Source organism: Saccharospirillum sp. (assembly GCF_039982735.1).
GTDB lineage: Bacteria > Pseudomonadota > Gammaproteobacteria > Pseudomonadales > Natronospirillaceae > Saccharospirillum.
In genome coordinates this window covers 484,164-506,991 of sequence record NZ_JBDWXV010000003.1, presented here as the reverse complement: position 1 = coordinate 506,991, position 22,828 = coordinate 484,164, and the positions used below count along the sequence as shown (strand labels likewise).

General features: G+C 57.5%; 19 protein-coding genes. 7 read left to right on the top strand and 12 right to left on the bottom strand.

All coding sequences use genetic code 11. The features are described from left to right. Nucleotides 1–388 precede the first annotated feature (388 nt). The 3 genes from rpsO (at nt 389) to ABJT94_RS03625 (ending at nt 4,485) form a co-directional block, all read left to right on the top strand. Nucleotides 389–658, top strand: coding sequence for a 30S ribosomal protein S15 (gene rpsO, locus ABJT94_RS03635; RefSeq protein WP_127560569.1), 270 nt, complete (start codon nt 389–391; stop codon nt 656–658). A 325-nt stretch (nt 659–983) separates the two neighbouring features. Then, nucleotides 984–3,128, top strand: coding sequence for a polyribonucleotide nucleotidyltransferase (gene pnp, locus ABJT94_RS03630; protein WP_348474000.1), 2,145 nt, complete (start codon nt 984–986; stop codon nt 3,126–3,128). Between the two features lie 160 nt (nt 3,129–3,288). Further along, a complete protein-coding gene (locus tag ABJT94_RS03625; RefSeq protein ID WP_348474001.1) occupies nt 3,289–4,485 on the top strand; it encodes a hypothetical protein in 1,197 nt (398 codons plus the stop codon). Between the two features lie 74 nt (nt 4,486–4,559). Here the strand turns inward: ABJT94_RS03625 and ABJT94_RS03620 are convergent, their stop codons facing one another. Together ABJT94_RS03620 and ABJT94_RS03615 are read right to left on the bottom strand one after the other, a co-directional pair. After that, the gene (locus ABJT94_RS03620) at nt 4,560–5,210 is read right to left on the bottom strand and encodes a replication protein P (protein ID WP_348485111.1); all 651 of its coding nucleotides are present in this window, start codon (nt 5,208–5,210) and stop codon (nt 4,560–4,562) included. Between the two features lie 40 nt (nt 5,211–5,250). Then, nucleotides 5,251–6,060, bottom strand: a complete 810-nt coding sequence (locus ABJT94_RS03615; RefSeq protein ID WP_348483213.1) for a DnaT-like ssDNA-binding domain-containing protein — start codon at nt 6,058–6,060, stop codon at nt 5,251–5,253. 423 nt (nt 6,061–6,483) lie between these two features. On the opposite strand from ABJT94_RS03615, the gene ABJT94_RS03610 reads away from it, so the two are divergent. Both ABJT94_RS03610 and ABJT94_RS03605 read left to right on the top strand, forming a co-directional pair. Next, entirely contained in the window at nt 6,484–7,362 is an 879-nt protein-coding gene (locus ABJT94_RS03610) for an ABC transporter ATP-binding protein (RefSeq protein ID WP_348474004.1), read from the top strand. Nucleotides 7,363–7,380: 18 nt separating this feature from the next. Continuing rightward, nucleotides 7,381–8,391 (top strand): ABC transporter permease, encoded by a 1,011-nt coding sequence (locus ABJT94_RS03605; protein WP_348474005.1) that lies wholly within the window; start codon nt 7,381–7,383, stop codon nt 8,389–8,391. A 13-nt stretch (nt 8,392–8,404) separates the two neighbouring features. On the opposite strand, the gene ABJT94_RS03600 is transcribed toward ABJT94_RS03605, so the two are convergent. Further along, a complete protein-coding gene (locus ABJT94_RS03600; protein ID WP_348474006.1) occupies nt 8,405–8,593 on the bottom strand; it encodes a DUF2892 domain-containing protein in 189 nt (62 codons plus the stop codon). 158 nt (nt 8,594–8,751) lie between these two features. Between ABJT94_RS03600 and ABJT94_RS03595 the strand changes: the two genes are divergently transcribed. After that, nucleotides 8,752–10,044: an MFS transporter gene (locus ABJT94_RS03595; RefSeq protein ID WP_348474007.1), complete on the top strand. Its 1,293-nt coding sequence runs from the start codon at nt 8,752–8,754 to the stop codon at nt 10,042–10,044. A gap of 19 nt (nt 10,045–10,063) precedes the next feature. On the opposite strand, the gene ABJT94_RS03590 is transcribed toward ABJT94_RS03595, so the two are convergent. After that, entirely contained in the window at nt 10,064–11,026 is a 963-nt protein-coding gene (locus tag ABJT94_RS03590; protein WP_348474008.1) for a patatin-like phospholipase family protein, read from the bottom strand. A gap of 238 nt (nt 11,027–11,264) precedes the next feature. Between ABJT94_RS03590 and ABJT94_RS03585 the strand changes: the two genes are divergently transcribed. Beyond that, a complete protein-coding gene (locus tag ABJT94_RS03585; protein ID WP_348474009.1) occupies nt 11,265–12,176 on the top strand; it encodes a bile acid:sodium symporter family protein in 912 nt (303 codons plus the stop codon). Here the strand turns inward: ABJT94_RS03585 and ABJT94_RS03580 are convergent. From ABJT94_RS03580 to ABJT94_RS03545, 8 genes are all read right to left on the bottom strand, one after another. Further along, nucleotides 12,173–12,946, bottom strand: coding sequence for a 1-acyl-sn-glycerol-3-phosphate acyltransferase (locus ABJT94_RS03580; RefSeq protein ID WP_348474010.1), 774 nt, complete (start codon nt 12,944–12,946; stop codon nt 12,173–12,175). The genes ABJT94_RS03585 and ABJT94_RS03580 overlap by 4 nt on opposite strands. A 133-nt stretch (nt 12,947–13,079) precedes the next feature. After that, nucleotides 13,080–15,776 (bottom strand): EAL domain-containing protein, encoded by a 2,697-nt coding sequence (locus ABJT94_RS03575; protein ID WP_348474011.1) that lies wholly within the window; start codon nt 15,774–15,776, stop codon nt 13,080–13,082. An 89-nt stretch (nt 15,777–15,865) separates the two neighbouring features. Further along, nucleotides 15,866–16,894 (bottom strand): tripartite tricarboxylate transporter substrate binding protein, encoded by a 1,029-nt coding sequence (locus ABJT94_RS03570; protein ID WP_348474012.1) that lies wholly within the window; start codon nt 16,892–16,894, stop codon nt 15,866–15,868. A gap of 99 nt (nt 16,895–16,993) precedes the next feature. After that, a complete protein-coding gene (locus tag ABJT94_RS03565) occupies nt 16,994–18,229 on the bottom strand; it encodes a type II secretion system F family protein (RefSeq protein ID WP_348474013.1) in 1,236 nt (411 codons plus the stop codon). Further along, nucleotides 18,222–19,973: a GspE/PulE family protein gene (locus ABJT94_RS03560; protein ID WP_348474014.1), complete on the bottom strand. Its 1,752-nt coding sequence runs from the start codon at nt 19,971–19,973 to the stop codon at nt 18,222–18,224. The genes ABJT94_RS03565 and ABJT94_RS03560 overlap by 8 nt, the downstream gene beginning before the upstream one ends. Continuing rightward, a complete protein-coding gene (locus tag ABJT94_RS03555; RefSeq protein ID WP_348474015.1) occupies nt 19,974–20,807 on the bottom strand; it encodes a hypothetical protein in 834 nt (277 codons plus the stop codon). It lies immediately after the preceding gene. A gap of 6 nt (nt 20,808–20,813) precedes the next feature. Beyond that, a complete protein-coding gene (locus tag ABJT94_RS03550; RefSeq protein ID WP_348474016.1) occupies nt 20,814–21,917 on the bottom strand; it encodes a tetratricopeptide repeat protein in 1,104 nt (367 codons plus the stop codon). After that, nucleotides 21,914–22,828, bottom strand: coding sequence for an AAA family ATPase (locus ABJT94_RS03545; protein ID WP_348474017.1), 915 nt, complete (start codon nt 22,826–22,828; stop codon nt 21,914–21,916). Before ABJT94_RS03545 ends, ABJT94_RS03550 begins: the two co-directional genes overlap by 4 nt.

Genomic DNA, 22,828 nt, shown 5'->3' with positions numbered 1-22,828 from the left:
CCGCAGCATCCCTGCTGCGGACTACCCCCCAGAGGCACAACCGACACCCGCCGCTCGTCTTATAGCTTAAGTTTCAATATCCACAATAGACTAGCGACGGGTGGTAGGGGTGCTTATGCGGGGGTATCTGAGGCATGGGTGCCGAAGTTAAGCCTAGAGGGCGGTCCGACGTCTCGGGGTATTCACGGCGCCCCCGCATAAGCCCCCCTGCCACCCGTCGAGGCCCATAGCCTCGAAAGAACCCCAGTCACCGCATCGCTTTGTTCCTGGGGAAGTGTCATGTATAATCCCGCCCGGTTTTGGCCTTTGCGGCCGGGGCTGGAATGTCACTGTTAATATGCACGGTGGCTATTTCACATTGAACGCATATTCGTGGAGAGTTTGTACCATGGCATTAACTGTCGAGCAAAAAGCAGAATTGGTAAAAGAATTTGGTGGCAGCGAGAGCGACACCGGTTCACCCGAAGTCCAGGTTGCCCTGCTGACCAAGAACATTGAAGGTCTGCAGAGCCACTTTAAAGAGCACGGTAAAGATCACCACTCGCGTCGTGGTCTGATTCGCATGGTAAACCAGCGTCGTAAACTGCTGGATTACCTGAAGCGTAAAGACGTTTCCCGTTACGCCAGCCTGATCAAGCGTCTCGGTCTGCGTCGCTAAGCTTAAGCTTCGTGTTTCAAGGGCTCCTGTCAGGGGCCCTTGTCATTTCTGCACTGTGCTCCCTGTTTGCCTCGTAGGTTGCTAAACTTCCCCTCGCTGTTGACCGGTCTGCTGGTGCCTGGCACTTGTAGCATGGCCGAATGGCAGTGAAACATCAGGACTACCGTGAACAACGATATCTTCCCAGTGCCGGGTACTGCCTGCCTGAGGAGCTTCTATCACTGGGCTTTGCAGCGTTTCGACCTGCAACCGCAAAGCCCAGTGATAGAAGCATCGTTGGGATCGGCGTCCATCTTTGACAATGATCGATCATAAGGAGACTCCATTGAGTCATTTAACACCCAAATCACACAGCTTCGAGTTCGGTGGCAAAACCGTCACCCTGGAAACCAACCGTGTAGCCCGTCAGGCCACCGGTGCTGTTCTGTGTACCATCGATGAGACCGTTGTACTGGCCACCGTGGTTGCCGTGAAAGAAGCCCGCCCGGACCAGCCGTTCTTCCCGCTGTCGGTGCACTATCAGGAAAAGTACTACGCGGCCGGTAAAATCCCCGGTGGCTACCTGAAGCGCGAAGGTCGCCCCTCAGAGAAAGAGACGCTGACCTCGCGTCTGATCGACCGCCCGATTCGTCCACTGTTCCCGAAAGGCTTCATGAACGAAGTTCAGGTTGTGCTGAATGTCGTCTCTGCCAATAAAGAAGACGATCCGGATATCTGTGCCATGCTGGCCACCTCAGCCGCCCTGGCCATATCTGGCGTACCATTCGCTGGTCCAATCGGTGCAGCGCGTGTTGGCTACACAGACGATAACGGCTACCTGCTGAACCCAACCTATAGCCAGTTGGAAAATTCTCGCCTGAACATGGTGGTTGCCGGTACCAAAGATGCCGTACTGATGGTTGAATCAGAAGCGGATGAGCTGTCAGAAGACCAGATGCTGGGCGCCGTGTTGTATGCCCATGAGGAGTATCAGGTCGCTGTTGCTGCCATTGATGCTTTTGCCCGTGAAAATGGCAAGCCGAAGTGGGAGTTTGAGCCGGCTGCCGAGAAGACGTCTTTGATCGAGCAGATCAACAATACATTCGGGCAGCGCATCACCGAGGCCTATCAGGTCTCCGACAAGATGGAACGTTACGGCATTCTTTCTACGCTGAAAGCCGAAGTGGTTGAAGCGCTCGCCGGTGATGATGAAGGCCAGCCCTCTGCAGACGATGTGAAAGGCGTATTCGCCAAAGTCGAGAAGAAGCTGGTGCGTGAGCGCATTGTCAGTGGCCAGCCTCGAATTGACGGTCGCGACAACAAGACCGTTCGCGCCATCGAAGTGGAAGTGGGTGTATTGCCCAGTGCCCATGGTTCAGCCCTGTTTACCCGGGGTGAAACCCAGGCGCTGGTAACCACCACCCTCGGCACCATGCGTGATGGCAAGATGGAAGACATGCTGCACGGCACCATGACCGACAACTTCATGTTCCATTACAACTTCCCGCCGTTCAGCGTCGGCGAAGCCGGCCGTATGGGCGGAGTAGGCCGTCGTGAAATCGGGCATGGCCGCCTGGCCAAGCGCGGCGTATTGTCGCTGATGCCGAATGAAGAGACCTTCCCGTACTCGGTGCGCGTGGTTTCAGAAATTACCGAGTCCAACGGTTCGTCGTCCATGGCCTCTGTTTGCGGTGCCTCCCTGGCCCTGATGGACGCTGGTGTACCCATCAAGCGTCCGGTGGCCGGTATTGCCATGGGCCTGGTCAAGGAAGGTGATGACTTTGCCGTTCTGACCGACATTTTGGGCGATGAAGACCACCTCGGTGACATGGACTTTAAAGTCGCTGGTACCGATGTTGGTGTAACTGCATTGCAGATGGACATCAAGATCCAGGGCATTACCGAGCAGATCATGGAAATCGCACTGGAGCAGGCACACGCAGCCCGCACCCACATTCTGGGTGAAATGGCGCATGTGATCTCCAGCTCGCGGACTGAGCTGTCTGACAACGCACCGACCATGGACACCATGAAAGTCGATACCGACAAGATTCGTGACGTGATAGGCAAGGGTGGCGCAACCATTCGCGCCATCGTTGAAGAAACCGGCGCCCAGGTCGACATTCAGGACGACGGCACCGTACGCCTGTACGCCCCGACCAAAGAGTCTGCCCTGGCGGCGCGCAATAAGATCCTGTCGATCGTGACCGAGCCGGAACCCGGCTCTGTCTACCAGGGTAAGGTGGTGCGGATCGCTGATTTTGGTGCATTCGTGCAGTTCTTGCCGGGTAAGGATGGTTTGGTGCATATCTCCCAGATCGCCGATCGCCGCATTGCCAAGGTGACAGACGAGATCAACGAAGGCGATACCGTCATCGTCAAGATTCTTGATGTCGACAACCGTGGCCGGGTCAAGCTGTCCATGCGTGAAGTGACCGCTGAAGAGAAGGCAGGCTTCGAAGACGCTGACGCTGTCATCGTCGAAGAATAACCACCGGCTTAATTGAGCCCAATGCAAAGCCCCGACTGGTTCGGGGCTTTTTTATGGGTGAACGCAAGAGGCAAGCGCCGCCCTGACGAAGCTCCGGCCCGGTGTAAAGGCGTTTAAGGCGGTTGCGCACCGGCTCATCCAGTGGTTGAATGTCGGAACTATGACATCAGCAACGAGCCCCGACATGGACACGCCCCGGTTCTGGGTGCACCACCCTGACTCAACCCAGGCTGCAGTGCATCTTGCGCTGCAATGGCTTGCGTTCGTCTACCCCACCAGTGAAATGCACCTGGAAGCCACCCTGCGTGAAGCGCTGCCCTATACCGATGACGAATTGAGTCAGCGCTGGCGTATCTTCCTCGAAGAAAAAGACATCGACGATCATGTGCAGGCCCTGCAATGGCTGTCGTCTACCTTGTCGAAAGAGCAACTGCCTTTTCTGATCGAAAGTTGCTGGCGATTGTTGCTGGTTAATCATGACCTGCCCAGCCATGTACCTCTGGCACTGCGGTTGCTCGGCCGGGTTCTGAAAGTTCCTGAATTTCATATCCTCGATATTGGCAAAAAAGTTCAGAAAGAACTTGAACAGCAACCAACAGAAGTCACACGGGCCCCGCTTTTACCTGAAGATCCGCGTTATCTTGATCGGATCGAATGGCGTTTGTACGGCATGAGCGACCCGATTCGGCGGACCAGCAATGTTGACGATGGCGGGAGCGGTGGCCGTTTCCGGCTTGCCAGTGCCTTTGTGGCAGGTCTGGCGGTGGGCGCGGGCACTCTGGCGTTTCTGGTCTGGGGGCCGCCGCAGCTGGGGCGTGAGCCGGTCCCGAGAATGTCGCACCAGGGGGCGCCATTACCCGCGATTAGCCCGAGCGCCTCTGTGGACGAATCTGAAGGAAGCCAAGCGTCCGAATCGGTTCTGGGTGCCAGCACACTGGATCAGTCAACCTTGCCGGAGGCAAGCCCTGAGCAGGCGACTTCGCTGGCAGCACCAGAAGATGAATCCACCGGGGAGGCAGAAGTCACCGACGTCAGCAACCCTGAGGAAACGGTCGCGACATCCGATGGCGAAGCGTCGCCGCAAAGCCTGGTGTCACAGTCGGAACCGGAAGCCGCGCCAGGTGCGGACTCAGCCGCTGAACCGGTGACCGATGAACCTGATGTTCTGATGCAAGTGACCGCTTCGATTCTGAACGTGCGTGAGGCACCCTCCACTGAGTCTGATGTCATCATCAAGCTGGGAGAGGGGGCGCGGGTTTGGATGGAGCCTGAAGGCTCCCAGGGGACCTGGAACCGGATTCGGGTCGAGGGACGCGTGGGTTATGCCAGCAGCCGATTCATGGAACCCGTAAACTGAGCTCGAGTACGGCTTGAGGCTCAGTAAAAGAACGAACACCGATCGGTTAGGCGGTCGCGGCGCCGGTTAAGACACTATGCTGGCAAGGTGATAGTCACGCCAAGCTCGTCCAGCCGCTGGCGGCTGTGTTCCCGGTACCGTTCCCGCACCTCTGAACCCGGTGGTTTTTCCAGATAGTAGGCCAGCTTGTAGGCGACCGGCGCCTCAACACCGGCCTGTTCGAGTGTTTTGACCAGGTTCAGTTCCGCACTGGTATCCGGGTCGGGCAGAGCGATGGCCGGTTCGCTGACCACCAGTTCCTCGCCGCGCGCCACCTGATTCACCCTTTCCTGATACGCCTTTTCAAACGGCGGCCAACTGTAACGCTCGGCCTCTGTGCGCATTCTGAAAAAACCGACATCCCGCGCCGCCAGGTGCACGGCCGCATGCGACCAGTGCCGGTTGGCCGGTGAATGACTGTTCTGGCAGGCCTCGAGATAAGCTTCGCGAATGCCTGGCAAACCCAGAGCTTCGGGCTGAGGTTGCAGAAGCTGAACAAAGTCGGCAATGGTCGGAGGCCAGGCAAATTCGAGTTTGCAGCGCTCCAGAGCGTACTCCACCAGATGCGCAGGTGTTCCGGCCAGACTGTAGGCCCACTCCCGCTTGGCCAGTGTCAGGGTCGATTCATCGCCGTAGGCGCTCTCGAACTTGTGTGTATAGATATGGTGGAAGCGGGCGAAAATCATGTTAACCAGCAGTTTGGTCTCGTGGTCGAGCGCGCCGCCGCTACCAGTCGGTGTCCCGGATGTTGCGGAGAGCTTCCCGGACTTTAGCCCGTTTTTCGCGAGCAGGGTTTGCAGGCTCTTGGGTGTGTTGTTGGGTTCGCTCATGTCGGCCCTTGTTGTTCAGTTGATCGTGCCAGGAACGCTGGACCCAGTTCAAAAAACGGACGTCCCAGCTGAATTCGGCTCTGTCTTTGTCCTGATAATACTGTCTGAATTTTGGCAGTTCCGCCAATGCATAAGTCAGTGGAATATCGTGAAACGAGAGCAACCCGGGAAATTCAGGGCTGGGCTCCCAGTCTGGATGCATCCGGGTGCGTTCGGCGCGCACGGAGTTCATGTCGGGTTTCTCGGGCTTCAGATAGGCCAGATCATCCTGCATCTGATTGCGGCGCCGGGCATCGTTCATGCCTGACTGCGGCGAGTTGCCCGTTTCTGGGGCAGGAGCTGGCCGGTTCATGCTTCTAACCGGAACCCGCTCAACCGGTATAGCCTCTGCCGGTTTGGCGTCCGTTTCCGCATCAGGCCAGGGTTCGGGTGGTTCCAGGCTGTCGTCTAAGTCTTCCAGGTGCACATGCCAGGGGTCTTCATTATGCACACTCAGTAGCCCCTGTGCCTGAACCCTACGCAATACGGCGCTGAGCTGGGCGCTGCTCCAGAAGGGTAGCAGCTGCTGTCGATGGTGTTCGGTCAGGGTGACCCGTGACCCGAGCAACAGGGCCATTTCAGTCAGGAGTTGGTACAATAGCGCCTCTTCCAATCCCAGGGTTTCCGCCAGGGCGGGAGAGACCACTAATACTTTCTCAGGGATCACACAGAGTCCTCAATGGTTAATACCGTCAACGGGATTGATGCGCCGCGCTCAGTTGGGCGGTCCCGATGTCGGTTAAATGCAGACTGGCCAGTCTAGCACTGGCACCCCCCGGGCGGGAATGACTTATCGGCTATAGCGGACGAATCCTTTGCAGGGTAACCTGCGGCAGCTTTAGTCGGGTGGCATTGGGTCGCGCCGACCACCGGGGTTGCCTCTGTGGGGTCGTCCTAGATCCATCCTTGGAGCCCAGGCCGCAGGATATGAATCCCTTCCATGGGATTCACCCTTTGGGCTCGCTTCGCTCATGCTAAAACGCTCCTGGCGTTTTAGTCCATGTTGCGGACTTCCCCACAGAGGCAACCCCGGCGGCTGGCGCTTGCTGCCGGGGTTAACTCCGCATCAGTTCATTAAAAAGGCAGTGCGATGACCGATCTTCTCAGCGTTCACAATCTGGTGAAACGCTACAAACAGCTTACGGCCGTTGACGGCATCAGTTTTTCGGTGGCTAAAGGGCAATGCTTCGGGCTTCTGGGGCCGAACGGTGCCGGCAAAACCACCACCATTGAAATGATGGAAGGCATCAGTAAACCCACCTCGGGCGAAGTAAGACTCTTTGGTGAGCCGGCCTCACGGAAAGCGTTCGAGCGGGTGGGTATTCAGTTTCAGAATACGGCCCTGCAGGACTATTTGACGGTGGGCGAGACCTTGAAGCTGTTTGCTGCCTTTTATACGAAAACCATTGATCGGGATGAACTGGTCGAGTTGTGTTCACTCGGTGAGTTTCTGAACCGGGATGCGCGCAAATTGTCAGGTGGTCAGCGTCAGCGTTTGTTGCTGGCGCTGGCGTTGATTAACGATCCGGACCTGGTGTTTCTGGATGAGCCGACGACCGGGCTGGATCCGCAGTCGCGCCGGAATTTCTGGGAGCTGGTGCAAGCCATTAAACGCCGTGGCAAGACCATTGTGCTGACCACGCACTACATGGACGAGGCGGAAATCCTCTGCGATGACATTGCCATTATGGATCAGGGGCGCATTGTCGAGCGCGGGTCTCCGGCGCAGTTGCTGGATCGCCATTTTGAGGGCGTGATGGTGCACTTGCCCGCCTCGGCGGTCGAAGGGAAGACATTGCCCTTTGAAATGCTGATAAACCGGGAGCGGGTCGAGATTCAGACAACGGCGGTGGACGCCACGGTACGCCAGCTTGCCGACGCTCAGGTTTCGCTGACAGGGTTGCAGGTTAAAAGCCCCAATCTGGACGATCTTTTTCTTAAACTCACCGGCCATGCCCTACGCGCCTGATCATAAGGAGATCCCGCAATGATGAGCCGTCTGCTGGCCGTCTTTAATGCCCGCAATAAGGAGTTCTGGCGTGACCGGAGTTCACTCGCGTGGAACTTTGCCTTTCCGTTTCTGCTGGTGTTTGGTTTTTATTTTATTTTTGGCCAGGGCATGCCGATGTTCAAGGTTGGGGTCATCAGTGAGCATGATGCCTACATCTCCCGTCCGGCTTTCATGCAGCTCAGCCATATTCAGTTTGTGCCCTACGAGGAGCTGGACCTGGCGCTGAATCGGGCCCGGCGGCACCAGATAGACCTGGTTCTGGATCTTGACCGAAGGCTCTACTGGGTCAATGAAGAGAGCCGTAATGGCTATGTGGCCGAACGCTTGCTGGTAAACGCTGACCCGGAGTTCAACCGGCGTGTGGTGCAGGGCGAGCCGATTCGCTACGTTGACTGGGTGCTGCCCGGCATCATCGGCATGAACATCATGTTCAGTTCGCTGTTCGGGGTTGGCTATGCAATTGTCCGCTACCGTAAGAATGGGGTTTTGAAACGGCTCAAGGCAACGCCGCTGTCGGCGTTCGAGTTTGTGTCGGCCCAGATCCTGTCGCGTCTGCTGACGGTGATGCTGGTGGCATCGATCATCTATTTTGGCAGTCACTGGGCCTTGTCGACGCTGATGCTGGGCAACGCCTTCAGCTTGTTGCTGACGCTGTTCATTGGCGCTCTGGCGCTGATTTCACTCGGGTTGGCGGTGGCCAGCCGGTCGCGAAGTGAGGAACTGACCGGCGGCCTGATGAACATGGCCACCTGGCCGATGATGGGCTTGTCGCAAGTCTGGTTCTCGCTGGAAGGGGCACCGCCCATGGTGCAATCCATCGCCAATGCCTTGCCGCTGACGCACCTGGTCAGTGCCGCCCGGGAGATAACGACGGAAGGCGCAAGCCTGATGCATGTGAGTGACCACTTACTGATCCTGCTCGGGATGACAGCCTTGTTTCTGGGTATCGCCGCCCTGTTGTTTAACTGGGACAGCGATCACCGCTGAACAGTGTCGGTTGTTATTTCTTGCGCAAGGTCGACAGCCCAAACGGCAGGTAGGCGGGGCAAACCCGCACAACGGCGGTGGCCACCAGCACGACGCCGATGATGCCCCACCAGCCGATGACACCGGTGAGCCCCAGCGCGATCAGGATGATGCCGGCGATCAGGCGAAGCGTGCGGTCGGTCGAGCCCATATTGATCTTCATAGCGGTGACTCCTTTTGATTAGTATAGTCTAATATATAGGTGATTTAAGACGTTGTCACCTGCCTTCAATCTTGTCGTCGTTTAGCGTGCTTGATTCGCCCCGGTTTAGTCTATACTGCCGGGTTTCAATCCCTGTTCCAAAGCCGTACGGAAGTGGTATGCGTTCAATTCTTGTATCAATTATGGCCCTGTTTTTGGGCATCTGCCTGTTATTACTGGGCAACAGCCTGCTGAGTACTTTGCTGGTGTTGCGCGGTGTCGCTGAAGGTTTTTCCGGTCAATATCTGGGTATCCTGACGTCGGTCTACTTTCTCGGGGCGCTGGTGGCCACCTTGATGGCCTCGACGATGATCAAGCGCATGGGTCACATTCGCTGCTTTACCTTCTGCACGGCCTTGCTGGGCTGCAGTATTCTGGCCTATGTGCTTATTATTTCGCCGCTGGCCTGGCTGGTGATCCGGTTCTTTACCGGGTTCGGTGTGTTCGTAATGTATACGGTGATCGAGAGCTGGCTGAACGGCCAGACTCAGGATGCCTACCGCAGCTGGGTGTTTTCAATCTATACGCTGGTGAATCTGGTGGCGATTGCGGCCTCCCAGCAGTTGCTGCGCATCGACAGCGCCACCAGCTACACCCTGTTTGTGCTGGCCAGCTTTCTGGTGACCGCAGCGATCATGCCGGTCTCCTGGACGCGTCTTCAGCAACCCCATGTGCCTGTCGACATGCCGTCGATGAGTATTCTGAAATTGTTTGATGCTGCGCCGGTTGCGGTGACTGGCGTGGTGGTGTCTGGCCTGATCATGGGGCCTTTCTGGGGGCTAACACCCTTGTTCGTGGCGGGCCTCGACTATACCGAAAATCAGCTGGCGGCCTTTATTTCCCTGTCGATTCTCGGCGGCGCGCTGATTCAATACCCGGTTGGACGCTGGTCAGACCGCATGGACCGGCGCCGTGTCATTCTGGTGACCTTCGTGCTCGGCACTCTACTGGCACTGGGGATGGCGCTGAGCGCCTGGTATTTACCGGTTGAACGCACCCTGATGACGGCGCTGTCGGTCCTGTTCTGCGGGCTGGTGCTGGCGGTCTACCCAATATCAGTAGCCCACCTGGTCGACCGGATTCACAAGGACCATCTGGTTGCCGGCTCCAGTGGCTTGCTGATGCTCTATGGCTTCGGGTCGTTCATTGGGCCTGCGGCGGCGGGGCTGGCGCTCGAATACCTGGGCGCCGGTGGCTTGCCGGCCTATTACCTGATCACTCTGGCGCTGTTCAGCCTGGTACTGAGCGTACAGCTGATTCGGTCACGCATCATCGAACGTCCGGAAGACCACGAAAGCCAATACGTGGCCATGGTGCGCACCTCGCCCAACGTACTGCCGCTGCACCCGGAGTCAGAAGAGGATGTGGGCGTGCCCGAAGAGCGCCGCAGCGAGGACCGGGTGTCGGCATAGGCGAACTGCCAAAAACGTCTTACAGCTCGTCGGTGCCGATTTCGATCTCTTCGTCGGTCAGGTCGGCAAAGCCTTGCTTGGCCTCGTAGCGGTCCAGTGCGGCGGCGCACAGCTGATAGCCATCCTCGATCATCTCGCTGGCCAGGTGATAGTCAAACAGGCCCCCCACACCCCGTGGAATTTCAATCAGAACATCGGGCTGGTGTGCGGCCAGCTTCATGTGGGCAATGGTGTTCTGCATGGTGTCGATGGAGCGGTTCATCAGTTCGAGCATGCTCCATTGATTCTGGGGCTCTGTGGTGTCGGCCTTTTCCGACCACCAGCGGTCAATAAAGCGGTTAATGGCGCGGTGTACCGTATTTTGCGCCTCTTGGGAGAGTCTGACCGGCTTCTTGTGTTTCGCCTTTTCCATTCTGCCCAGCATGTCAGCGCGGCCGTTGAGGTTGACCGCTACGGTCATGTCGGTCTGGGTGCGCAGTGTGGGGGCGATCGGCACTGGGTTCAGTACGCCGCCGTCGACCAGCATCATGCCCCGGTAGGGGTGCGGCTTGAAGACAGAGGGGATGGCTATGGACCCTCTGATGGCTTCAAACAGGGAGCCGTCGTTGAGCCAGATCTCCCGCTGGCGTTCGATATCGACTGCTACGGCGGTGAATTCGATGGGGAGGTTCTCGATTTGCGCATCGCCAACCTGGCGCTTTAGAACCTCCATGATCTTATAACCCTTGAACAGGCCACCGCCGTTGAAGGAGAGGTCGAGCAGGCGAAGGACGTCGGTGCGTTCCAGAGCGCAGACCCAGCGTTCGTACTGGTCCAGTTTCCCGGCCGCGTAAAATCCTCCGACCAGGGCGCCGATACTGGCACCCGCGATGTTGGTTATCTTGTAGTTCCGGTCTTCGAGGCAGCGGATAATGCCAATATGAGCCATACCCCGGGCGCCGCCACTTCCAAGTACCAGCGATACGGTTTTTTGTGACTTCACGAGATTGCTCCTTTGGTTCCCATGTTCTGAATAAGGCGGGAAGCCTGTTCGAGGTAAAGTATGAAGCCAATTTGTTGAATTGCTACCCTCTAAGGCTTCCGGTGATAGTGGTTATCCCAGTCCAGCGCTACACTGTTAGGTTATGCCGAATGAGCTGCCGGCACTGATGCCGGGCCGTTGAAGAATCGGGTCAGGCTCATTGTTGTTTGCCCTGAAACACCCCGTTGAGGAGTCCTGAGTGTTAGATTCAGTCCAAATTGCTTTCGATCCTTCCAGCCTCGATATGTTGAACTTCATGTTGGCCATCATGATGTTTGGCGCGGCTTTGTCGGTCAAAATGAGCGATTTCCGTTACGTACTGAAGTCGCCCAAAGCCCCGGTGATTGGTCTGGTCTGTCAGTTTGTTCTGTTGCCGGCCGCCACTTACGCCCTCACTCGTGCATTGTCTCTGGATCCCTCGCTGGCACTGGGCATGATTCTGGTCGCAGCCTGTCCGGGTGGTAGTTTCTCGAACATCATCACTTTTCTCAGCCGTGGCCATGTTGCCACCTCGGTCAGCATGACCGGCATTTCTTCGCTCGCGGCAATTGTCATGACCCCGTTGAACTTCACCTTTTATGCTTCTCTGGCACCGGAAACCCGGGCCATCGTCCAGGCCATCAATGTCGAGCCGCTGGCCATGGTGCAGTTGATTGGCTGGGTTCTGGGGGTGCCGCTGGCACTGGGTATGCTGGTGGGTCACAAGTTCCCGGGGTTTGCGGCCCGTGCTGACAAGCCGGCGCGCTGGGTCTCGCTGCTGATCTTCCTGGTGTTTGTGGGAATTGCCTTTTCGCGCAATGGCGGGCTCTTTCTCGAACATGCCACAGCCTTTGCCGGGCTGGTCATCGTGCACAACGCTCTGGCACTCAGCCTTGGCTGGGCAGCAGCCACCTGGGCCCGACTGCCTGAAGATCAGCGGCGTGCGGTCATTCTCGAAGTCGGCATTCAGAACTCGGGTCTCGGGCTCATTATCCTGTTTTCGTTCTATCCGAATCTCGGTGGCATGATGCTGATTACCGCGTTCTGGGGTGTCTGGCACCTGGTCAGCGGTTTGTTGTTGTCGGCATTCTGGTCGCGACGCCCCCCTAAACTCAGTATCGGGTTGGTTTAACCGGCCTGTTGGGCCAGATGCAACCGGTTTTGCAACCACAGAGCCTGGTCTGCCAGGCTGCTCTCTGACGGCAGTTCACTGACCGCTATCACCTCGACGACCCGCATGTGAATGTGCTGGTGCCTGCCCAGCCGGTACGCCCAAACCTGTACAATCGCTCGCAGCACCGGGTGAATGCGATGCAACAGCTGGCGCACAGGCGCGCGTGGCATTTGCACATCGACCAGCACGATGGGGCGATTGGTCTCGCGAGCCAGCCGAATGATGCCGGTACGCCATGCGGGGTCGGTGGCGTTCCCCCAGAATGGTCGCGCCTGGCTCAGCCCGCCGGCCGGCGTAATAACCAGCCGCCCCTCTTCCTGCAACCATTGGCTGGCGGCCGCCAGTGTTTTGCTGCCACCCAGAGAGCGACGTTCGCTGTCCAGGTTGACCGACAGAAACACCTTGCGCAGCGGGCCAAACACGTTCAGAAAATTACGCGCCATGATGCGCGTCGGTACCCGGGTTCGACTGGCCAGCCAGGCCAGGCCCAGCCCGTCGAAGAGACCATGCGGATGATTACCGGCAACAATGCAACTGCCCAGGTCATCGAGCAGGTCGGTGTTCTCGGCAGTCAGCGAAAATTGGTTTCGGCGCAACAGGGTATCGAGCATGGCATGCAGGTCGCCATCGCCGGTTTGCCAGGCATCGTTCAGTAATTGCTCGGCCCAGTTAACACCGACCAGTTTAAACAGGGTGCGGCGCACGGGGGCGGGCCAGTGATCAAGCATCGTTGTGTATCCAGCTGGATCATCCCTGACATGACTAATAACGGGTCGGTCTAACGCCAACCTGAGTAACGCCAGAGAATAAGTCGGTTAACGCCGCGTTACAAGCGCGTCCCTCGCATCCGCGAACGGTTCACTAACCTGGCTGGTACGCTGCTTTTACACTGCGTTCAAACTCTGCCAGCGGCACTGGGTGGCCGAAGTAGTAGCCCTGATAAGCCTGGCAGCCAAACTGTTTCAGTAACCGCGCTTGCTCGGCGGTCTCGACACCCTCGGCTATAGCGTTGATCGACAGACTTGAGGCCAGCGAAATGATCGTCCGGGCGATGTCGGAATCGTCCGGGTTGGTGGTCAGGTCGTTGACGAAGGTGCGGTCGATTTTCAGTTGATCCAAAGGCAGTTGTTTCAGGTAGGACAGCGACGAATAGCCGGTGCCAAAATCATCGAGAGAAAACCCGATGCCCTGCAAACGTAGCCGTTGCATCTTGGCAATGGTGTCCTGCACATCTTCCAGTAACATGCTTTCTGTCAGTTCGAGTTTCAGCAGCGCAGCGGGTGCGCGGGCCTGTTGAACAATGCGCACTACCTCGGCGACGAAATCGGGCTGATGCAACTGCCGCGCGCTGATGTTGACCGATAGGGTCAGCTGAGACAGGGCCGGATCCTTTGCCCAACCGGCCAATATTTCGCAGGAACGTTCGAGCACCCAGTTACCCAGAGGATTAATCAGACCGGTTTCTTCTGCCACCTGTATCACTTCAGTCGGTGGCAGCAGGCCGCGGCTGGGGTGATGCCAGCGCAGCAAGCTTTCGGCACCGATAATGGTGTGGTCGACATCGACTTGGGGCTGTAAAAAGAGTTCGAATTGCTGCTCCTTGATGGCCGTGCGAATTTCGTTGGCCATTTCCAGGTGCTCTAGCACCCGGGCCTGCATGTCGGGGGTGAAAAAACGGGCGGTGTTCTTGCCCGCGTCCTTCGCCTGATACATGGCCAGATCAGCTTGTTTGAGCAATTCATCAACACTGTGCGAGTGGTTGCTGAACAGAGTAATCCCGATACTCAGGGTGCTGAAATGTTCCAGATTGGGCATAAAGAAAGGTTGCCTGAAGGCGTCCAGCACATTGGTGGCCAATGCGTCGGCAAATTCGGTGGCATTGCTGACACTTGCCGAGAGACTTTCCAGCAAAATGATGAACTCGTCACCACCAATGCGTGCCACGGTATCAGTATGGCGAATGCAACCGACAAGCCGTTCGGCAACTTGTTGCAGAAACAGGTCGCCGGTATCGTGCCCCCGGGTATCGTTAAGGGTTTTGAAATCATCGAGGTCGATGTAGAGCAAGGCACCATATTGTTCGGTGCTGGTAGCGGCTGCCAGGGCTCTTGTGAGGCGGTCCATCAACATGCGTCGGTTGGGCATGCTGGTGAGCTGGTCATAAAAGGCCAGTTGTTCAATGCGCTGTTCGGCCGCTTTGCGTTCCGTGGTGTCAACGATGGTCACGACAAAGTTCTGCACGGTGTCGCCGTCATCCGACAACACGGCGGTAATGTGCATCCATTGCAGGTAATGCTCTCCGTTCTTGCGTTGCCCCCAGGCTTCGCCCTGCCAGCTGCCGGTGCTGGCCAGGCTTTGTTCAATGATCTGGTTGATGTCTTCGTCATGCCGGTCAGGTTCTATCAGACTCATGAGTGAGCCGGCAATGTCTTCCTGGCGGTAACCGGTCATCCGGGTGAAGGCTTCGTTAACTTTTAAAATACGGGTTGCGCCATCGGTGACCAGCATGCCCTGCGCCGACTCAAACACGTTGGCGGCAATATTCAGTTCGTACACCATGCGCTGCATGGCAAGTCCGACCTGATTGTGCTCGTAGATGCCACCGGTTTTAAACGGTGCAGCCCGGGTACTTTGCCGGGTATTTGCAATGTACTGCAGCAGATTGCTGATGCTCCGGTTGTGGTTAAGATGGACCAGCCAGGTGGCGAATGCAAAAAGCAGAATGAACCCGGCCGACAGGGCAAAGAACGTTCTCTGGTAGGTTTCAGCTACGGGCGGAAAGTGGTCGGCCGACAGGCCGAGTTCGATCCAGACGTCATCGCGGTTGCTGGCAATGTCTAATGGCAGTGTTTTCAGATAGACGTTGTCTTTTTGCTCAACGACACCGAATGGCTGCGCATAGGACGCGCCGCCGCTATAGTCCAGTTCGGTCTGGCGAATCAGCTCCTGGTCACCCAGCCCGATCTTGATCACATCAGCATCGGCCAGTTTGGCAATATCATTCAACAAAGTGCGATTCTGGCCAATGGCCAGACCAATATAGAGGTAGCCGCGAAGTCTGAGCGAGGCAGGGTCAAAAAGTGGTGCCGCTTTCAGAATGGCCGTCAGCGGTTCAGTATCTTCAATCAGCCAGCGATGGGTGTAGTGCACGGGCGAACGCAATTGGCTCAGCATGGGGTTGATATCGTAGAGGGGCAGACTGGCATCGAACAGCAATTGGCCGGAGGCGTCGGTGATGAACAGGACATCAATGTTGTTTCCCAGCGCCGAATCCTGAAACATATAGGCTATATCATCGTTTGCTGAATCGAGACTGGTTGTGCCACTGGCGATCGAGGTGAATACCCGGTTGGCTGCCGCGCTTTGCAAATAGGCATCTAGCAGGTCGAGCCGGTTGGTATAAAGGTTGGCGGCCGTCCGGTGATGTTGGCGCAAGGCGTTTTGAATTTCACTGTCGAGGCTGTCCTGTGCGGTTTCGACAGCATAAAGCATGGAAAAAAAGAGCGTTATTAGCCCCAGTGCGCCAAAGACGAGGGCGATGCGGGTAATGAATTTCAATTCAAGGAAGCGCCTTCTCACTGACCCATTGGCGTCAAGCGTCGAATGCTTTGGCATTCATACCCCGGTTGGCGTGTAGGTTGGGATGTTCAGTTCTCATCGACTTCACCATACTCCTGAATCAGCCAGCGATAGTTTTCAACTTGCTGTTCAAAGTAGGACTGTAACCGGGGTTCATCCCAGAAGGTGATGGGCAGGCGAACCCGTTCGGTGGCCTGAATAAAACGGGGGTCCTGCGTGGCTTTGGACAGGGCGGCGGACAGAACGTTGACCTGGTCGTCCGGCGTATCGGCGGGTACCACCACCACCCGTGGGTTCTGCATCGAGACATCGTAGCCGAGCTCGCCAATGGCGGGCGCGTCCGGGTAACCAATCAGCCGTTCATTAACGAGCCCCATCAGCACGACCATCTCGCCCGATTCAGTGTACTGGGTGTGCGTTCCGCCACTGAATGCAAAGTCAACGTCGCCCGCCAGTACCATGGGTGCCATGCCAGCCCCTCCCGTGGTGGGCACGATACGCAGTGGAATGCCCTCTCGACGGGAGATCATATTGATGACAAAGCGATCTTGTGAGGTCTGGGAGGCGACTGTCAGTTCGTCTTTCTCGCGGGCGTAATCCAGTAATTCTGCCCAGGTGCGGTACGGCTTGTTACCACCGGTGACCAACGCCGACTGATCCAGTGCCAGTGCCGACACATAACGAAAACTGTTCAGATCGAAGGAAGCGTCGGTTACCAGGGGGGTAAAGGTATAGGGTAGCGATGAACCAAACATCATCAGGTAACCCTGGTCGGTACTGCTTGCCACCAGGGCAGCCGCAACACCACCGCCAGCGCCTGGCAGGTAGAGTCGCTCTACTGGCTGGCCAAGCTCGTCTTCCAGCACCTCAGCCAGGGCCTGAGCCTGAATGTCAGTGCTGCCGCCCGGGTTGAAACCAATGACCATAGTCAGTGGGCGGTTGGGAAAGTCGCTTGCTCTGACACCCGGCAAGGCACAGAGCACCAGCAGGCTGGCGATCAGGCTCAGGGACGCAGGCGTCAGATTGCTGAAGAAGCGGGAGATTGTGTGGCGTCTGCCTGGAGGTAACCGGGCGCAATTAGAATCGAGTTCACTCATACATCAATCCCCGTCTATCCCTGAGTCGTGTTGGGTACATCCCGGTTACGTCAGTTTAGGAGTGAGCTGTTTGTTTGTCTAGCCGAAGGCGCGGGGCTATTAGCCGAAGGCAGCACCCAGATCCCACATGGGCAAAAACACGCCCAGGGCCAACACCAGCACCATCATGCCCATAAACAGCAACAGGATCGGTTCAATCGCCTCGGCCAGTCGTTTCAGATCGTATTCGACTTCCTGGTCGTAAAAATCGGCGATGTCGACCAGCAAACCACCGACATTACCGGTTTCTTCGCCAACGGCGATCATTTGCAAAATCAGCGGGTTGAACAAACCACTGGCCGAGGCCGTAGCCTGTAGCGATTCACCCCGTTCAATGCCCGACATCATGCCTTCAATGCCCTTACCAATGTACTTGTTGCCCACGGTCCGGCTGGCGACGCTCAGTGCCTGTAGCAGCGGTACCCCGGCTTCCAGCATCATGGCGAAAGGGCGGGCGAACCGGCCCAGTGCAATGCGTTCGTAGATGCCGCCCATCAGCGGGAAGCGCAGTATCTGACGATCCCATGCCAGGGCACCCTGAGGCGTTTTTTTCCAGCGTTTGAAGGCGTATATCCCCAGTACAATCAGGCCCAGCAAGTAGGGCCAGGTACTGATCATGATGTCTGAGCTGGTGATTAGGATGCGGGTTGGAATGGGCAGGTCAGCGCCCAGCTTGGCAAATACCCCGGCGAAGGCCGGAATCACCATAAAGTTGATGACCACCATCGCCAGGGATATGGCGGCAACGACGATGATGGGGTAGCGGGTAGCCGAAGCGATGCGTTTGCGTGTGTCTTTTTCCAGCTCCAGGTGGCTGACCAGTTGTTGAAAGGCGGTATCGAGCCGGCCGGTGGACTCGCCCATGCGAATCATCGCGATGAACAGGTCGTTGAAGACATCCGGGTGGCTGCGAAACGCCGTCGACAGGGGGGAGCCCTGGGTGAGAATGCGGGCTACATCGCCGAGGACCTCGCCCAGGCGTGGCGAACGGGTGGCATCGGCGAGGCCGTTGATGGCCCGCATCAGCGGAATCCCCGAACGCGACAGCGCGTACATCTGACGGCAAAACATGATCAGTTCGTCGATGCTGACTTTGGCCTTGCGCTGGGTATAGCGACCGAGCAGGGCGGACACATCAATGTTTCGGGACGATGGTTTTGCCACCGGTTCAATACGGGTGGCGATAATGCTCTGGCGTTTGAGCAATTGCAGCAGGGCGCTTTGTGAAGCGGCCTCCAGTTGTCCTTCTACCTGGCGCCCTTCGGCATTGCGACCCTGGTAAAAATACTCAGCCATGGTCTGCCACCAGGTCATTCAGGTCGATGGTGATTTTGAAGACCTCTGACAAGTCGGTTATGCCGTCTACCGCATACTCAAGCGCCCATTCCTCCATGGGTTTGAATTGGGCGTTAGCGCGCGCGGCAGCGACAAAGGCATTGTGATCCTGATCGCGCAATGCAATCAGCATGGCTTCATCCAGCTCTAGCCACTCGTAAACCCCCACACGCCCGCGGTAACCCGTATTGTTGCAGTGATAACAGCCGGTTCCCCGGTAGAAGGTCTGTTGCGAGAAGCGGCCATTCGCCAGATTGTCGAGCCATAGTTGTTCGCGGACTTCGGGCCGGTATGGCTGGCGACATTCTTCACAGACCTTGCGCAGCAGCCGCTGCGCCATGATGCCGCGCAGAGCCGACGCCACCAGGTAAGATTCAACGCCCATGTCGGCCAGGCGCATGGCACTGGAGACGGCATCGTTGGTGTGCAGGGTGCTCATCACCAGGTGGCCGGTCAGGGCCGCCCTGACACCGATGGAAACCGTTTCCTGGTCGCGCATTTCGCCGACCAGGATGACATCCGGGTCCTGACGCAGTGCCGAACGCAAAATGCTGGCAAAATCGAGGTCGATGCGCGGATTGACCTGCACCTGGTTAATGCGCGACATGCGGTATTCGATCGGGTCTTCAGCGGTGATGATTTTCCGGTTGGGCTGGTTCAGCAAATTCAGGGCGGAATACAGTGTCGTCGTTTTACCGCTACCGGTTGGACCGGTGACCAGAATCAAACCGTGGGGCCGTTCGACCATCAGTTCAAAGCGCCGGCGAATGGCTTCAGGCATGCCCAGTGCTTCGAGCGATTGCAAACTGGACGACTGGTCGAGCAAACGCATCACCACCGACTCGCCATACTGAACCGGCATGGTGGATAAACGCACATCGATTGATTTGCTGTTAACACGAATGTTGAAGCGACCGTCCTGTGGCATACGCCGTTCTGAAATATCGAGGTTTGACATGATTTTAAGCCGCATCACAAGTGCTGAGGCAACCCGCTTTTCCTTGATAACTTGTTCCTGTAGCACGCCATCGACGCGCATGCGAATGCGAAACACGGATTCATCGGGTTCAATGTGCACGTCGGAAGCGTTCACCGCGACGGCGTCTTCAAGCAGGCTTTGCAGCAAGCGCACCACTGGCGCATCTTGCAGGTCGCTGTCGTCAGCCAGATTGGCCAGGTCGAAATCACTTTCGCGCAGTTCACCTTCCAGTTCGACTGCGATGGATTCAATTTCACCGGTGCGCCGATACACCGAATCCAGGGTGGCCAGCAGTTCGGCTTCGCGCACAATGGCGGGTTTGACGTTTTTCTTCAGCCGTTTCTCAACTTCATCTATGGCCATCAGATCCAGCGGGTCGGCCATGCCCAGCAGCAAGCCGTCGGCATTGTCGGCGAGCAGCAGGCAACGAAAGCGCCGTGCCACGGATTCGTCCAGCCGCTGCATCACATCCTGTTTGAGCTGGAACTGGCGCATTTCGATGAAGGGGATATCCAGGTGCTTCGACAGGGTGGTGAGCAATTTGTTTTCCGGCACCAGCCCCATGTCGACCAGCACGCGACCAATTTTCTTGCCCGTGTGCTTTTGTTCCTGCAGGGCCAGACCAAGCTGACCCTCGGAGATCAGTCCGGCTTCGACCAGCAGGTCACCCAGTCGAATTTTCTTGCGGCTTTGTGGTGTGGTGTCCAGAGTTCGGGGTTCAGTCATTTATCCAGCCAGTATCGATGAGCGTTGTTGAGCGAATTGCTGCAATTCGGGGTCTGTGTTCAGTGCCAGAAACATCTGATAGTTTTGTTTGGCGTCCATGCTCAGCCGGGCCCGTTCCAGCGACAAGGCCAGCTGCATGTACCAGATGGGTTTTACCCGGGGCAGACAGGCGAGCTTCTGAAAATGATTGATGGCCAGCAAGTGCTTGCCCAATGCCTGTTCGGCGATGGCCATGTATTCCACCAGCGGAAACACCGACGGGTTAAGCTTGAGTCCGGCGTGGCAACACTTAATTGCGTCTTTAAAATGCTGGCATCGGCAGTAGTGCCAGGCCAGCAAAACGAAGATGCGCATGGATTTCGGGAATTCCTCCTGTGCATCAATCATGAACATTTCGGCTTCCTGAACCTGGTTCATCTGCGCCAGTTCATAGGCCATGTCGGTTACCTGTTTTTCATCGGTACTGGTATCGCGAAACGACTTCAGGTTGGGCGTTGGTATGGGCAGGTTGACGCCAATGTCGATCAGCTCGATCTGGTCGACCGGCACATCGTCTTCGCTGACCCGATAGCGGGTGGTGTGGGTCTTGGGTTTGATCACCTGGTGGCGCTGGCGTGTTTCGGCCAGGCGTCGTAGCACTGAATCGGCCTTTGGAAAGAGGTCGTACTGCAGGGCAATTTCCATAATGCCGGAAAGCTTGATCAGCCCGGCCAGAATAAGCCTTCTGCCCAGTTCCCGTTCATCGTCTTCGTTGTCCAGGGCGAGGTAGTGTTGTTCCAGAACCTCGAGGTTCAGGTTTGAATGGTCTTTTAACAGTTCATATAACCGGTTCATGCTGTGTTACCCCGCCAGCTCCCGATAACGCTCTGTCGCAAAGGCCGTGAGCCGTGCGTTATGTGCGGAAAACTGCTCCAGATAAGTCTGGTACAGAAGCCGGGCTTCCGCCAGCCTGCCGCCGTTTTCCAGGTTGATGGCCCAGTGCAGCCACCACTGTGGGTTGCTGGCCTCTTCCCGTGTCAGCGCTTCGAATACGCGGGCAGCGTCGGCATAGCGCCCGCCTTGCTCCAGAATGAGACCACGCAAACCCACGGCTTCGCTGCTCTGCAAGCCGATCAGCAAGGTTTCGGCCTGATCAGCATCACCCTGGTTCAAATACAGTTTGGCCAGCCAGATGCGTGGTTCTTCCAATTGCGGCTCGCGGTTGATCCAGGCGCGCAGCCGCTGTTGCGCCTGTTCCAGATCCCCCTGGCCAATGGCCGTTTGCACGGCCTGGCGCGCGCTCGCGTGTTGCGCAACCGCTGTGGCCACGCTGCTGCTCGACTGCGCGGCCGTCGCTTCCGGTCTGGCCTGGGCAGTAGCGACAGGGTCAGTCAGAGTATCGGCTGATTCCGGTAAAGCTTCAATCTTGGCCGGTGCCGGGGGGCGCGCAGTCGGTGGGTCGACGGCCGTCGGCTCGGGCGTTGGCTGGCTGGCTGTTGCCTCGGGTTCAGCCGCGGTGGCAGGCACCGCAGGGGTGACCTGCGGGCTATCGGCGTTTGTTGTGACTAGGGCGGGCGCACTGTCAGCTTCAGCAGGTTCAGGTACTGGCTGGGGCTCTGGCACCTGGTTAGCCGGTTGTTGGCTGGTCGCTACTGGCGAGGCCGTTGTTGTGAGTTGTACTGACTCAGGCGCTGGCTCAGCCGCAGCCAGCATGGGTGTATTGGCTGGCGCTGCCAGGCTCTCCTCGACAGGGGCTGCCTGGGCCTGAATCGGTGGCAATAACGCGGGTGTCGAACGCCAGTGTGGCCAGGCAAGCACGGCCAGTGCCATCAACAACGCAACGAGTGCGATGACCCACCAGAAAACACCGGTGCGTTTCGTGCTCCGCTGCAACGGGTTGTAACCGCTGCGTCGGCTCTGGCCTGGTGCAGCCGATTGGTCGAGTGCCTGGTGCATCAGGCTCATAGTAGGCTCCAGACCGAGACTACGGCGAGCAGCAGCACGGCGGTCATGGCGGCCAGCGGTGCTACCCGGGCTGTCAGCCGGGGTGCTTCCGGCTTGCTATCGCGCCAGGCCCGGTCAAAGTCAGCTGGGGTCAACTGACGTCGCTGGTCGGCATAGGCCGATAACAAGGCCTTGTGCGTGAGTACATTGATCATGCGTGGAATGCCGCCGGAGAGCTGGTGCAGGCGTTTGATGGCCCGATCGGTGACCAGCGACGGCCCGTTGTAGCCACTTTGGGTCAGGCGGAAGTCGAGATACTGGCGAATGGCGGTGCGCGACAGGGGTTTCAGATAGTGGGCGAAAGTAATGCGCTGACGCAATTGCCGGAACCGGTTCTGATCGAGCAATTCATCGAGTTCGGGCTGGCCGAACAGGATCACCTGCACCAGTTTCTGCCGTTCGGTCTCGAGGTTGGTGATCAGACGCAGAGCTTCGAGTGTGGCCGGTGGCAGCGACTGAGCTTCGTCCACCACAATCACCACACCGCGTTGTTGTTGCGCCAGGTTCAGGATTTGCTGGTTGATGTGTTCCAGCAGGGCGGCGTTGTCGGCCTGCAGCGGCGTCTCCAGCCCAAGCTCCTGACCAACGGCGCGGTACAGTCCCACCGGCGACAACATGGGGTTGGGGATGTAAACGCTGTGAAACCGCTCACGTGCGGCCTCGTCGTCACTGAGAAAGCGCAACAGCCGCCGGCACAGAATGGTTTTGCCGGTGCCCACGTCGCCGATGACTTTCAGAAAGCCTTCGCCGGTGTCGAGCACGTGTGTCAGCAGTTGGTAGCACGCCTCATGATCGTCCAGGCGCACGAACAGGGCCGTATCGGGAGACAGGCTGAACGGCGGCTGATTGAGTCCAAAGTGGGCTTCGTACAT

What these genes read in the sequence shown, in the direction of transcription:
- rpsO (WP_127560569.1), top strand. Translation starts at nt 389, where the DNA reads ATGGCATTAACTGTCGAGCAAAAAGCAGAATTGGTAAAAGAATTTGGT.
- ABJT94_RS03625 (WP_348474001.1), top strand. Translation starts at nt 3,289, where the DNA reads ATGACATCAGCAACGAGCCCCGACATGGACACGCCCCGGTTCTGGGTG.
- ABJT94_RS03620 (WP_348485111.1), bottom strand. Translation starts at nt 5,210, where the DNA reads ATGATTTTCGCCCGCTTCCACCATATCTATACACACAAGTTCGAGAGC.
- ABJT94_RS03610 (WP_348474004.1), top strand. Translation starts at nt 6,484, where the DNA reads ATGACCGATCTTCTCAGCGTTCACAATCTGGTGAAACGCTACAAACAG.
- ABJT94_RS03605 (WP_348474005.1), top strand. Translation starts at nt 7,381, where the DNA reads ATGATGAGCCGTCTGCTGGCCGTCTTTAATGCCCGCAATAAGGAGTTC.
- ABJT94_RS03600 (WP_348474006.1), bottom strand. Translation starts at nt 8,593, where the DNA reads ATGAAGATCAATATGGGCTCGACCGACCGCACGCTTCGCCTGATCGCC.
- ABJT94_RS03595 (WP_348474007.1), top strand. Translation starts at nt 8,752, where the DNA reads ATGCGTTCAATTCTTGTATCAATTATGGCCCTGTTTTTGGGCATCTGC.
- ABJT94_RS03580 (WP_348474010.1), bottom strand. Translation starts at nt 12,946, where the DNA reads ATGCTTGATCACTGGCCCGCCCCCGTGCGCCGCACCCTGTTTAAACTG.
- ABJT94_RS03570 (WP_348474012.1), bottom strand. Translation starts at nt 16,894, where the DNA reads ATGAGTGAACTCGATTCTAATTGCGCCCGGTTACCTCCAGGCAGACGC.
- ABJT94_RS03565 (WP_348474013.1), bottom strand. Translation starts at nt 18,229, where the DNA reads ATGGCTGAGTATTTTTACCAGGGTCGCAATGCCGAAGGGCGCCAGGTA.
- ABJT94_RS03560 (WP_348474014.1), bottom strand. Translation starts at nt 19,973, where the DNA reads ATGACTGAACCCCGAACTCTGGACACCACACCACAAAGCCGCAAGAAA.
- ABJT94_RS03555 (WP_348474015.1), bottom strand. Translation starts at nt 20,807, where the DNA reads ATGAACCGGTTATATGAACTGTTAAAAGACCATTCAAACCTGAACCTC.
- ABJT94_RS03550 (WP_348474016.1), bottom strand. Translation starts at nt 21,917, where the DNA reads ATGAGCCTGATGCACCAGGCACTCGACCAATCGGCTGCACCAGGCCAG.
- ABJT94_RS03545 (WP_348474017.1), bottom strand. Translation starts at nt 22,828, where the DNA reads ATGTACGAAGCCCACTTTGGACTCAATCAGCCGCCGTTCAGCCTGTCT.